Here is a 12,120-nt window from a genome sequence, read left to right as displayed (position 1 = left end):
TATCCCAGTGGTGCTGACCACGCCACGACTGAGAGAGACTCGTAGCTGATGGCACAGCAGGCGCGCGCGATCCAGACTCGACGGTCGATCCTGGTGGCGGCCGCCGCCGTTTTCGATGAACGCGGCTACAGCAGCGCCACCATCAGTGAAATTCTCACGCGGGCCGGCGTGACAAAAGGTGCGCTCTACTTCCATTTCACCTCGAAGGAAGACCTGGCTCTCGGGGTGATGGACGTACAGCTGGACAGCGATCCGCTCCCTCCCCAGCTGACGAAGCTTCAGGAATTGGTCGATCAGGGAATGCTGCTCGCCCACCGGCTCCGTCATGAGCCGCTGGTACGCGCCAGCGTCGGACTCGCCATGGACCAGGCGGTGGAAGGACTCGACCGGGGCACTCCGTTCCGTGCCTGGATAGACCGGCTCGAAAATCTGCTGGTCGCCGCGAAGAATCAGGGCGAACTCCTGCCGCACGTCGACCCCCGCGAGACCGCCGAAATGCTGGCAGGCTCCTTCTCCGGCATTCAGGTCATGTCTCAAGCCCTTTGCAAACGCGAGGACTTGGGGAGGCGGATCTCGGTACTTCTGCATTACGTACTGCCGAGCATCTCGACCCCGTCCGTGCTGGCCACGCTCGACATGGCCGAGGACCGGGGCATGCGCCTGGTCGGCCTCCTCGAATCGGTTCCCAGCCAGGCCGGCGCACCCGGCTGAGGGCGTCGGCGGTCCTCGGCTGACGGGCGAGGGCGGTCGGCGGCACTCGGCCTCCGGCCGCCACCGGTCCCCGTCGCGGCCCTCGGTCCACCCACGCCGACGAAGGATCACGGGGCACGACGCAGCGGCAACGGACGGCTGAACAACGGTCGACGGGCTCGTGCGGCTACGATCACGGGCACCGCAGCGAGACCAGGAGTGCCGACCGTGTCCGAACCGCGCATCGCCGTATCCGTCGTCACCATGGGCGATCGCCCGCGGCAGGTCGAGGCCCTGCTGGCCTCCGTGGCCGCCCAGGACGTCCGGCCGGACCGTCTCGTCGTCGTGGGCAACGGCTCACCGCTCCCGGACTTCACCGCCCTTCCCGGCCTCCGCGACCTGTCCGGCGGCGTGACGGCGATCGAACTCGACGAGAATCTGGGCTGCCCCGGTGGCCGCAACATCGCCCTGCGCAAGCTGGCGGAGTTCGGCGACGTGGATGTCGTGATCGAGCTCGACGACGACGGACTCCTGGTCGACAGCGGAGTGTTCCGCAAGGTCCGGGAGCTGTACGCCGCCGACCCCCGGCTCGGCATCGTCGGCTTCCGGATCGCCGACGAGCACGGCGAGACCCAGCGCCGCCACGTCCCGCGCCTGCGCGCCGCCGACCCGATGCGGGGCGGCCCGGTCACCGCGTTCCTGGGCGGCGGCCACGCCCTCTCCATGAAGATGCTCGCCCAGACGGGCCCCTGGCCCGCGGAGTTCTTCTTCACGCACGAGGAGACGGACCTGTCCTGGCGGGCGCTCGACGCGGGCTGGAAGATCCTCTACGAGCCCGATCTGCTGCTCCAGCACCCCAAGACCTCCCCGGCCAGACACTCCGTCTACTACCGGATGACGGCCCGCAACCGGGTCTGGCTGGCCCGCCGCAACCTGCCCGTGCCCCTGGTCCCGGCGTATCTGGGCACCTGGACCCTCCTCACCGTGGCCCGCACCCGGTCGGCGACGGGGCTGCGGGCCTGGGCCGGCGGCTTCGCGGAGGGGGTCCGTACGCCGTGCGGGCCGCGGCGGCCCATGCGGTGGCGCACGGTGTGGCGGATGACGAAACTGGGGCGGCCGCCGGTCATCTGACCCGCCGGCACAACCGACCCGCCGACCCGGGTCACGACAGCCGGGCCGGGGCACGACGGCCGGGCCGGGTGGCGCGGGTTCGCTCCCGAGAGCAGGAGTTGCCGATGTCCGTCCGCAGGATCGTTCCCAACGTCCGGACCACCACCGGTCCGGGGGCCGGCGCTGGAGCCGGAGCCGACGCCACCGCCGATGCCACCGCCACCGCCGCCGCCGCGATGAAGCGGAGCGCGGAGTTCTACGGCTTGCTGGGCCTCCGGGAGGTCATGAACCACGGCTGGATCATGACGCTCGCCTCTCCCTCCCGTCCCTCGGTCCAGCTCAGCATCATGGGGGCCGACGCCACCGCCCCGGTCGCCCCGGACATGAGCATGGAGGTGGAGGACGTGGACGCGGTCCACGCGGCCATGAAGGAGAGCGGCGCGGAAATCGTGTACCCGCTGCACGACGAGGAATGGGGCGTGCGCCGCTTCTTCGTCCGCGACCCCGACGGCCGTGTGATCAACGTGCTGAGCCATCGCTGACGGACTCCGGCGCCGTTGCGCCCCCGCCCCCGCCACCGCCGTCGCCGCCGTACGGCAGGATCTGCCGCAGAAGCCCCTTGGGGTGGCCCCGCCTGCGCCATTCCCTGGGGTAGCCGATGGAGACCTCCTCGAAGCGCACCCCGTCGTACCAGGTCGTACGGGGAATGTGCAGATGGCCGTAGACCACGGCCGCCACATTGAAGCGCCGGTGCCAGTCGGCGGTGAGCTCCGTGCCGCACCACTGGGCGAACTCGGGGTACGTCAGGACGGCCATCGGCTCCCGGACCAGTGGCCAGTGGCCGGCGATGACCAGCGGAACCTTGGGATCATGTGCGGCGAGGCGCCGTTCCGTCTCCGTCACCCGCGCCCGGCACCAGGCGTCACGGCTCGGGTAGGGGTCGGGGTGCAGCAGGAACTCGTCGGTGCACACCACCCCCGTCTCGTGGGCGTACGCCAGGGACGCCTCCTTGGTCGTCGTGCCCGGCGCCCGGAAGCTGTAGTCGTACAGCAGGAACACGGGCGCGACGGCCACCGGCCCCTCGGGGCCGGGCCACAGCGGGTACGGGTCCTCCGGAGTGGACACCCCGAGGCTCCGGCACAGCTCGACCAGGTGCTCGTACCGTTCCTGGCCCCGGAGTTGGACCGGGTCCTGTTTGGTCGTCCACAGTTCGTGGTTCCCGGGGGTCCAGATCACCCGGGAGTAGCGGCCCGCGAGCAACCGCAGCGCCCACTCCACGTCCTCGATCCGTTCCGCGACATCACCGGCGACGATGAGCCAGTCCTCGTCCGAATCGGGCCGCAGCGACTCGATGAGGGGGCGGTTGTCCGCCATCCCGACGTGAAGGTCGCTCACCGCGAGCAGAGACCCGTGGTTTCCATAGGCGCGATCGGACATGGACAACCCTTCCCGAGGAGTACTGGACAAGATCGTGCCCCATGACCGGGCCCGGCAGTACCCGTAGTGTCCGGTTCGCCGGCATCCGGTTCACCGGCGTCCGTCGCCGCGGACGGCCGAGCGGCCGCGCCCCGAGCCGAACGGGGAGCTCCTCCGGCTCACGGTGACCGGCCGTGAGCGCGGCGCTCACGTTGCCGCCGTATGCCATGGCGGTCCCTTCCTCGGATCGGGTTCGTTGCCGCGCCGTGGGGCGCGGGCACCACCCAACAGGCCGGGGGCGGACATCCTGCGCTGTGCGCGCCACGGCGGACTCGCGCTCACCTCCCCGGCCCATCCGCCCCCGGCCGCGCACGGGCACCGGTCCGTCGCGGCTGTGCGGCGACGGGTGCGCGGCCGGCCCGCTCGGCGACCACCGGCAGTGGATCGCGGCCGTCTTCGCTCAGGCGGGTGATCCAGGGCCTCTCGTTTGGATCACGCCGGGCTCGCGGGGTCCGGCCTGATCCAAACGAAGGACCCTAGGTCCGGCACAGCCCCGCCGCCGGGCATACTGCCGCCCCCGGCGTGGAACATCCATGCATGACCGAAAGCGCGAGCCCCCGTTCCTCGACTCCTCGGATCACTGTGCTGAAAGTGCAGCCCGGGGATCCGCCCTTCCGCCTGGTGGAGATCGACGGGGAGGTCGTCGGCGCGGCCACGTCGATGACGGATGTGCTCGCCCTCGCCGCGGCCGCGGGCATCACGGTCCACGATCTCGACGACATGGAGATGATCCGGTGGGTGAGCGGCGGCAAATTCCATTGGAGGCTGCGCTGAGTGCTGCCCGCGGCCGCGCGGCTCGGCGCCGCGGCCTGTCCGTGATCCGGCGGCCCCGGCCCGGTCCGTCCGTGATCCGGCGGCCCTTCCGCCCCGGCCCGGTCCGTCCGGTGCTCGGGAGTCACGTGTCCGCGCGGTAGAGGTCGCGGAGCAGCGCGACCACGGCGGGCGTGGCCGGGTGGGGGTCGTGGTGGCGCCAGATGAGGTGGACGGCGACGGGGGCGGCGTCGCGGAGGGGGCGGTAGGTGATGCCGTCGCGGCGGTACTGGGTGGCGGTGGCCCGGGGGGTGATGCCGATGCAGCGGCCGGTGGCGATGGCGGCCAGCCAGTCGTCGATGTCGTGGGTGTATTCGACGGCGGGGCGGACGTCCTCGGGCCACAGGTCCAGGGTGGTGGTGCCGGTGCGGCGGTCCACCACCAACGTGCGTCCCCGGGCCTCCTCCAGGCGGACGCTGCGGCGCTTGGCCCACGGGTCGTCGGAGGCGAGGGCGACGTAGCGGCGTTCGTGGCCGACGAGGGCGTGGGCGTAGCGGCGGGTGTCGACGGGGGTGCGGACGACGGCGAGGTCGCACAGCCCCTCGGCGAGGCCGCCGGTGGGGGTGTTGTGGCGGATGAGGTGGAGTTCGATGCCGGGGTGGCGGTCGTGCCAGCGTCGCTGGAACTCGGCGGTGTGGCGCCCCATCGCGGACCAGGCGTGGCCGATGCGTAGCCGGGTGTGGCCGGTGGCGGCCTGGTGGACCAGTTCGTCGGTCTCGGCGAGCAGGTGGCGGGCACGGGCGAGGACCTGCACTCCGGCGGTGGTGGGGGTGACGGTGCGGCTGGTGCGGTGCAGCAGCCGCACGCCGAGGATCCGCTCCAGCGCGAGCAGGGTGCGGGACACGGCCGCCTGGGAGACACCCAGCTCGATCGCCGCGTCGGTGAAGCTGCCCGAGTCGACGATGGTGACCAGGCAACGCAGGTGCCTCAGCTCCAGTTCCGTACGACCATCCATACGTCCAGCGTATAGATGGCGCATCGGATGCATTTTGCGCGTGCCTCGGTCTGCCGGATGGTCATGCCATGCCGATCGAAGCTTGTGCCACGGCGCCGACGAGAGCGCCCCGGTGGTCCGGAATGATGCTGATGCTGGGCAGCGGTCTGTCCAACCAGGCCGGGGCGTCGGTCGCCGCGCTCGCCTTCCCCGTCCTGGGGCCGGTGGGCGTGGTGGCGGTGCGCCAGTGGGTGGCCGCCGCGGTGCTGCTGAGCGTCGGCCGGCCGCGGTTGCGTGCGTTCACCGGCGCCCAGTGGCGGCCGGTACTGGGGCTGGCCGCGGTGTTCGCGACCATGAACCTGACGCTGTACACGGCGATCGACCGGATCGGGCTCGGTCTCGCGGTCACCCTGGAGTTCGTCGGTCCGCTCACCGTGGCGCTGGCGAGCTCACGTCGGCGCACCGACGTCGCCTGTGCGGTGGCCGTGGCGGCCGCCGTGGTGGTCCTCACCCGTCCCCGGCCCAGCACCGACTACCTCGGCATCGGACTCGCCCTGCTCGCCGCCGCCTGCTGGGGTTCGTACATTCTGCTCAACCGCACGGTCGGCGAGCGCCTTCCGGGCCTGCAGGGGTCGGCCGCCGCCGCGGGTGTCTCCGGCCTGTTCCATCTGCCCGTCGGCGCTGCCGTCCTGTGGCTGCACCCGCCCACGCCGACCGCCCTGTGGTGCGCTCTGGCTGCCGGTGTGCTGTCCTCCGCGGTGCCGTTCCTGGCCGATCTGCTCGCGCTGCGCCGCGTGCCCGCCCACTTCTTCGGTGTGTTCATGAGCGTCAATCCGGTGTTCGCGGCCCTGGCCGGGACGCTGGTCCTCGGCCAGCGCCTCGAACCGGCGTCCTGGCTGGCCATCGCGGTGATCGTCACCGCCAACGGGGTTGCCGTGGGAACGGCCGCCACGCGTGTGGCGGCGCCGGTGGAAGGGTGACGGGCGACGGTGGACGGGCGACGGCGGGCGGGTGAGGGGTGACGGTGGACGGGCGACGGCGGGCGGGCGCGTTGCGTCACGTTCCGGCTGGACGGAAGGCGTCTGGGTGTCGCCCGCGGTTCACACGGCGCTGATGGACTGACCGATGTCGGTGCCCTGCACAACCTGTTCAAGGACCGATGCCGGTGCCCTGCACGACCCGTTCAAGGAGAGTTCCATGCCCGGACTGCGCCTGTCCCGCAGCCATCTGATAGCCGCCGGTGCGGTCTTCGTCGCCACCGCCACCGCCGCCGTCGCGGTCACGACGACGGCCGGCGCGTACGGTACGAAAGAGCACGCGAAGGACGCCGTCAAGGGCGGGAAGGCGAAGAACGTCATCCTGCTCATCGGCGACGGCATGGGCGACTCGGAGATCACCCTCGCCCGTGACTACACCGTGGGCGCGGCCGGCCGCCTAAACATGGACAGGTTCCCGCTGACCGGTGCCTACACGACCTACGCCGTGCACGCGGACGGCACACCGGACTACGTCACCGACTCCGCGGCCAGCGGCACCGGCTGGGCGACCGGTGTGAAGACCGTCAACGGGCGGATCTCCAAGACGCCGGGCAAGAACAAGGCCGTGCCGACCATTCTGGAACTGGCGCAGAAGGGCGGGTTCGCGACCGGTTCGGTGACCACCGCCGAGCTGACCGACGCCACCCCGGCCGTCCTCGCCTCGCACGTCACCGACCGCTCCTGCCAGGGCCCCGCCGACATGGCCAACTGCCCCACCGACACCATCGCCAAGGGCGGCCCCGGCTCGATCGCCGAGCAGAGCGTCAACCACAAGGTCGATGTCCTCCTCGGCGGCGGCAAGCAGCGCTTCGACCAGAAGGTGACCGACGGCAAGTACAAGGGCCTGACCGTCACCGAGCAGGCACGGAAGCTGGGCTACCAGGTCGTCACCGACAACGCGTCCCTGAAGACGGTCAAGGGCGGCAAGCCGGTGCTCGGGCTCTTCGCGTCCGGCAACGTGGCCACCGAGTGGACCGGCAAGGCCGCCGCGGCCGGCGGGACCGCCCCGCAGCGCTGCGTCACCTCCAACCCGAACCGGCCCTCCGGCACCCCGAACCTCGCCGACCAGACCACCAAGGCCATCCAGCTCCTGGAGGCGAAGCAGAAGCACAGCAAGAAGGGCTTCTTCCTCCAGGTCGAGGGCGCGTCGATCGACAAGCAGGACCACGCGGCCGACCCGTGCGGCCAGATCGGCGAGACCGCGGCGTTCGACCGCGCGGTGAAGGCGGCCCGCGCGTACGCCGCCAAGCACCCCGACACCCTGGTCGTCACCACCGCCGACCACGGCCACAGCAGCCAGATCGTTCCCCTGGAGGCCCAGCCGCCCGGCCTGTCCTCCACGCTGATCACCGACGAGGGCCAGCCGATCAAGGTCAACTACTCGACCAACACGCCCGGCCAGTCGCAGGAGCACACCGGCACCGAGGTCCGCATCGCGGCGCAGGGCCCGCAGGCCTACCGGGTCCTGGGCGTCACCGACCAGACCGACCTGTTCACCACGATCCGCGAGGCGCTCCAGGTGCGCTGACCGCCGTACCGCATGTGCCCGTGAGGGGCCGGCCGGACCACCGGTCGGCCCCTCACGGCCGTGGCCGGACCGGACGGCGCAGGGCGCACCGCACGCGATGTCCGCGCGGTGCCACGACCCGGCCGCCGCTTCTCCGCCGCCGCCCCACCCACGCATCAGCCCGCCAACAGCCCTTAATCTGCGCGGGAGTTCGACCGGCCATCGAGCATGCAGAACAAAACGTGGGAACCGTCACGGGCGTCCTGCCGCACGCCTCGGGGTGTTCGCAACACCCGGACCGGCAGGCCGCCGAAAGATCTGGGAGTCCCGACCGGGCCGGAAGCCCCTTCGGGGCCCTTCGAAAGCAGAGCCGCGGGTAGCGGCAGACGAGTCGGGCTGTACGCCGGGTTCTGTCGCCCGGTCGCCTCGCGGCGGCCGGGGAGACGGCCATCCATCTAGGACCGGCATTGCTGCCGGCCTCGTGCGGTCTACCCGCGAACTCGGGCGGGCCGCCCTCGAACATTCGCGCAGGGCCGTCTCGCGACGGCCCCTCTTGACCTTGCTCCAGGTGGGGTTTACCTAGCCGCCTGAGTCACCTCAGGCGCTGGTGGTCTCTTACACCACCGTTTCACCCTTACCGGGAACCGAAGTCCCCGGCGGTCTGTTTTCTGTGGCACTGTCCCGCGGGTCACCCCGGGTGGCCGTTAGCCATCACCCTGCCCTGTGGAGCCCGGACGTTCCTCGGGAGGATCCGAGGATCCCCACGCGGCCGTCCGCCCGGCTCGTCTGCCGTGCCGACCATGCTACCCGTCCGGCGGGGGACGGGTCCGCGGGCGTAGCAGTGCCGCTTGTCCGTGCGGTCGGCCCGGGGCTCGGCCGAGGTGACCTCGACGACGAGAGCCACCCCCTCGAACGGCATCCAGGGGTCCGCTCCCCAGTACAGCCGCGGCTCGGTGAGGGCGAAGGTGCCATCGGGGACGACGTGGTTCTCAGGGCAGCGTCCACCGCTCCTCAGCTTCAGCCCCTTGTTCGGGGCGCTGCGGATTCGCTACGGCGTCCTGTTCGACCTGCGGGTTCCCGCCGGGGCGATCGCCGGGGCACGGGTCGAGCGGCGGTATCCGGACGGAGGGTTGCGGGTGGATGCGGACGGGGTGCTCGGCCTCGTCGTGGGCGGGCGGACGACGGTGACCGTGGAGCCGGTCCCGCCGGTGGCGTTCGCACGGCCGCTCGGCCGGCGAGGGCGGGCCCGGACGGTGCGGTTCCACGCGGATGATCCCGGTGCCGCCGTGGCCGCGCTCACGCGGGGGCGAAAAGGACCTTCGCCGAGCCAGGATCCGCCCGGGTGAGCCTGACCGGCAGCCGCTCCCCCAGCGGGAGCGTCGCCGTGCCGCCCTCGACGCGGGCGACGACGGCCGGGTCGTCGATGTGGACGGTGCCCGTCGTCGGCTCCTGCTCCGACACGTCGATCACGTACCCGTCGAAGACCTCACCGATCCGGTCCTTGAGCAGCGCGGCCTCGACCACGTCGACGCACTCGCGCTCGACCGTGTTGGCGCGCCTGGTTCCGTCCGCCATCTCCTTCGGCAGGCCGGGCAGTGCGGCGAGGACCCATTCGGGCGGGTCCTGATCCGCGACGGCGGCCAGGCACAGCTCGGCCGCGTACCGGTCGACGAGCCTGCGCAGCGGGGCGGTGCAGTGCGTGTAGAGGTCGGCGACGGCGGCGTGGACGGCGGGGGTGGGGATCTCGCCGTGCTGGAAGACGGTGTAGCCGGCGCCGCGCAGGAGGGTGGTGCACTCCTGGAGGAACGCGGCGTGGTCGGCCTTCCCGGGGTCGAGGGAGCGGACGACCTCGGCGTACGGGACATGGTGCGGCCAGTCGATGTGCAGCGCCTCGGCCGAGCGCCGGAGCCGGGCGACGGCGCCGTCCGGGGCGACCGGGAGGGTCCGCAGGATGCCGGTGCCGGTCTCCGCCATGAGGTGGGCGGCGGCCATGCCGGTCAGCAGGGAGATCTGGGCGTTCCAGCCCTCGGCGGGCAGCGGGGCACGGTATTCCAGGCCGTATGTGCCGTCGCGCGCGACGATCTCCTGTTCGGGCACGTTCAGGGAGATCCCGCCGCGGGCGACCTCCTGTTCCTCGCGGAGCCTCCCGATGTCCCGGAGCAGGGCCAGGGGCTCTTCGGCGGTGCCCGCCCCGATCTGCCGCTGGACACCCGCGTAGTCGAGTCTCGCGCGGCTGCGGACGAGGGCCCGGTGCACCGAGGTGGCGACGGCGCCGCCCTCGGCGTCGAGGTCGATCCGCCAGAGCACGGCGGGGCGGGTCCGGCCGGGAAGGAGGCTGGCCGCGCCCTCGGAGAGCGGGGTGGGGTGGAGCGGCACCCTGCCGTCGGGGAAGTAGAGGGTCGTCACCCGGCGGTGGGCCTCGGTGTCGAGCGCACCCCCGGGGCGTACGAAGGCGGCGACGTCGGCGATGGCGTAGTGCACACGGAAGCCGTGGCGGCGGCGTTCGAGGTGCATGGCCTGGTCGAGGTCGGCCGATGCGGGCGGGTCGATGGTGAAGAACGGCAGGTCCGTCGCGTCCCGGTGGGCCGACGCCGCGGGGGCGCCCGCCGCCTGTGCCGCCTCGGCGAGGGCGTCGGGCGGGAAGCCGTCGGGCACACCGAGTTCGGTGCGCAGCTTGCGCAGGGCCGCCCTCAGCGGGGTGTCGGCCGGCCCGGTCATGTGGAGATGGCGGCGGGGCATGGACCGAGCGTATGGCGGGGCGGGTCCGGCGGCATCCCGGGCGGCGACGGGCCGTAAGGGCTGTCCGGCCCCGGTCCGGGGCCGCTGTCGGGCCCTGATCCGGGCCGGTGTCGGGCCTGGTCCGGGCCGGTGTCGAGCCTCGTCCGGGCCCCTGTCGGGCCTGGTCCGGGGCCATGGGCCTGCCCTGATCCGCCGGACGGGCCACGGGGCGGTGCCGGTGGCCCCCGTACGCTGGTGCGCGGGCCTTCTCGGCCCGTTTACCTGTGCGTACGTACGAAGGAGAACCGCCGTGCTCGTGCTGTTGCCGCCCTCCGAAGGAAAGGCCGCGTCGGGGCGCGGAGCGCCCCTGAAGCCGGAGTCGCTGGCGCTGCCGGGACTGGCCTCGGCGCGGGCCGCGGTCCTCGACGAGCTGGTGGAGCTGTGCACGGCGGACACGGAGAAGGCCCGCGAGGTGCTCGGGCTGAGCGAGGGGCTGCGCGGCGAGATCGCGAAGAACGTCGAGCTGCGGACGGCGGGGACGCGTCCGGCCGGGGAGATCTACACGGGGGTGCTGTACGACGCCCTGGACCTGGCCTCCCTGGACGCGGCGGCCGGGCGGCGGGCCGGGAAGTCGTTGCTGGTCTTCTCCGGGCTGTGGGGCGCCGTGCGGGTGGGCGACCGGATTCCTTCGTACCGCTGCTCGATGGGGGTGAAGCTGCCGGGGCTGGGCCCGCTCGGGGCGTACTGGCGCGACCCGATGGCGGAGGCCATGCCGGAGGCCGCCGGGGACGGACTGGTCCTGGACCTGCGGTCGTCCGCGTACACCGCGGCCTGGAAGCCGAAGGGCGAGGTGGCGGAGCGCACGGCGAGCGTGCGGGTGCTGCATTCCCAGCTGGTGGACGGGGTCGAGAAGCGGTCCGTGGTCAGCCACTTCAACAAGGCGACGAAGGGGCGGATGGTTCGCGATCTGCTGCTGGCGGGCGCACGGCCGAAGGGGCCCGCGGAACTCGTGGGGACGTTGCGGGAGCTCGGGTACGCGGTGGAGGCCGAGGCCCCCGCTCGGGCCGGGCGGGCATGGTCGCTCGACGTCGTGGTGACCGAGGTCCACTGAGCCGGGAGACCCGGCGCGTCGCGACACATCGCCCGCGCGTTGCAGCATGCGCAACGGTCGTTGCGTGGTGTGTTGTGCGCGCGGCAAGATGTGCGGATGACCTCCTCTGTGCTGGACCTCGCCCCCGTCGTGCCCGTTGTCGTCCTGGAGGACGCCGCCGACGCGGTGCCGCTCGCCCGGGCCCTGGTGGCCGGCGGGCTCCCGGCCATCGAGGTGACGCTGCGCACCGCCGCGGCACTGGACGCGATCGGCGCGATCGCGGCCGAGGTGCCGGACGCGGTGGTCGGCGCGGGCACGGTGATCTCCGTACGGAACGTCGCCGACACCGTCGCCGCGGGTGCCCGGTTCCTGGTCAGCCCCGGCTGGACGGAGACGCTGCTGGACGCGATGAAGGCGTCAAAGGTGCCGTTCCTGCCCGGCGTCTCGACGACGTCCGAGGTCGTGGCACTGCTGGAGCGCGGGGTCACCGAGATGAAGTTCTTCCCGGCCGAGGCCGCGGGCGGCACCGCGTATCTGAAGGCGCTCTCCTCGCCGCTGCCGCAGGCCCGGTTCTGCCCGACGGGCGGCATCTCCCTCGCCTCCGCGCCGTCCTATCTGGCTCTGCCCAACGTCGGTTGCGTGGGTGGAAGCTGGATGGTCCCGGCGGACGCGGTGGCGGCGAAGGACTGGGCCCGGGTGGAGCGGCTGGCGAGCGAGGCCGCGGCGCTGCGCGGCTGACTCTCCCCCC

11 protein-coding genes, 1 other RNA gene and 1 pseudogene are annotated in these 12,120 nt (G+C 72.4%); 8 read left to right on the top strand and 5 right to left on the bottom strand.

From position 1 onward, the window contains the following. Positions 1–48 precede the first annotated feature (48 nt). The 3 genes from ACFVT1_RS19685 to ACFVT1_RS19675 all read left to right on the top strand — a co-directional run bounded on the left by ACFVT1_RS19685 (position 49) and on the right by ACFVT1_RS19675 (position 2,342). On the top strand, positions 49–711 hold the full coding sequence (locus ACFVT1_RS19685; RefSeq protein WP_389796883.1) for a ScbR family autoregulator-binding transcription factor: 663 nt from the start codon (positions 49–51) through the stop codon (positions 709–711). A 207-nt stretch (positions 712–918) separates the two neighbouring features. Next, positions 919–1,821 (top strand): glycosyltransferase family 2 protein, encoded by a 903-nt coding sequence (locus ACFVT1_RS19680; RefSeq protein WP_389796880.1) that lies wholly within the window; start codon positions 919–921, stop codon positions 1,819–1,821. Between the two features lie 215 nt (positions 1,822–2,036). Next, a complete protein-coding gene (locus tag ACFVT1_RS19675; protein ID WP_389796989.1) occupies positions 2,037–2,342 on the top strand; it encodes a VOC family protein in 306 nt (101 codons plus the stop codon). Here the strand turns inward: ACFVT1_RS19675 and ACFVT1_RS19670 are convergent. Then, the gene (locus tag ACFVT1_RS19670; RefSeq protein WP_389796877.1) at positions 2,320–3,237 is read right to left on the bottom strand and encodes a metallophosphoesterase family protein; all 918 of its coding nucleotides are present in this window, start codon (positions 3,235–3,237) and stop codon (positions 2,320–2,322) included. The genes ACFVT1_RS19675 and ACFVT1_RS19670 overlap by 23 nt on opposite strands. A 576-nt stretch (positions 3,238–3,813) precedes the next feature. Here ACFVT1_RS19670 and ACFVT1_RS19665 point away from each other — a divergent pair. Continuing rightward, on the top strand, positions 3,814–4,050 hold the full coding sequence (locus ACFVT1_RS19665) for a hypothetical protein (protein WP_389796875.1): 237 nt from the start codon (positions 3,814–3,816) through the stop codon (positions 4,048–4,050). Between the two features lie 121 nt (positions 4,051–4,171). Here ACFVT1_RS19665 and ACFVT1_RS19660 read toward each other — a convergent pair whose 3' ends face one another. Beyond that, a complete protein-coding gene (locus tag ACFVT1_RS19660) occupies positions 4,172–5,041 on the bottom strand; it encodes a LysR family transcriptional regulator (RefSeq protein WP_389796872.1) in 870 nt (289 codons plus the stop codon). Between the two features lie 122 nt (positions 5,042–5,163). Between ACFVT1_RS19660 and ACFVT1_RS19655 the strand changes: the two genes are divergently transcribed. Next, a complete protein-coding gene (locus ACFVT1_RS19655) occupies positions 5,164–6,000 on the top strand; it encodes a DMT family transporter (protein WP_389796986.1) in 837 nt (278 codons plus the stop codon). Positions 6,001–6,217: 217 nt separating this feature from the next. Further along, on the top strand, positions 6,218–7,585 hold the full coding sequence (locus ACFVT1_RS19650) for an alkaline phosphatase (RefSeq protein ID WP_389796869.1): 1,368 nt from the start codon (positions 6,218–6,220) through the stop codon (positions 7,583–7,585). A 362-nt stretch (positions 7,586–7,947) separates the two neighbouring features. Here ACFVT1_RS19650 and rnpB read toward each other — a convergent pair. The 3 genes and pseudogenes from rnpB to ACFVT1_RS19635 form a co-directional block, all read right to left on the bottom strand. Next, positions 7,948–8,349, bottom strand: an RNA gene (gene rnpB / locus ACFVT1_RS19645) — RNase P RNA component class A. A gap of 32 nt (positions 8,350–8,381) precedes the next feature. Continuing rightward, positions 8,382–8,594, bottom strand: a pseudogene (locus tag ACFVT1_RS19640) (Uma2 family endonuclease); the annotation flags it as partial. A gap of 266 nt (positions 8,595–8,860) precedes the next feature. Further along, complete coding sequence (locus tag ACFVT1_RS19635; RefSeq protein WP_389796867.1) at positions 8,861–10,303, bottom strand: RNB domain-containing ribonuclease; 1,443 nt, start codon at positions 10,301–10,303, stop codon at positions 8,861–8,863. Between the two features lie 289 nt (positions 10,304–10,592). On the opposite strand from ACFVT1_RS19635, the gene yaaA reads away from it, so the two are divergent. Together yaaA and eda are read left to right on the top strand one after the other, a co-directional pair. Next, positions 10,593–11,393: a peroxide stress protein YaaA gene (gene yaaA / locus ACFVT1_RS19630; protein WP_389796864.1), complete on the top strand. Its 801-nt coding sequence runs from the start codon at positions 10,593–10,595 to the stop codon at positions 11,391–11,393. Between the two features lie 96 nt (positions 11,394–11,489). Then, positions 11,490–12,110 carry a bifunctional 4-hydroxy-2-oxoglutarate aldolase/2-dehydro-3-deoxy-phosphogluconate aldolase gene (gene eda, locus ACFVT1_RS19625; RefSeq protein ID WP_389796861.1) on the top strand — a complete coding sequence of 207 codons (621 nt, stop codon included), beginning with the start codon at positions 11,490–11,492 and terminating at the stop codon, positions 12,108–12,110. Positions 12,111–12,120: the final 10 nt, after the last annotated feature.

Source organism: Streptomyces sp. NPDC057963 (genome assembly GCF_042887155.1).
Lineage (GTDB): Bacteria > Actinomycetota > Actinomycetes > Streptomycetales > Streptomycetaceae > Streptomyces.
This window is presented reverse-complemented; position numbering and strand designations above follow the sequence as displayed.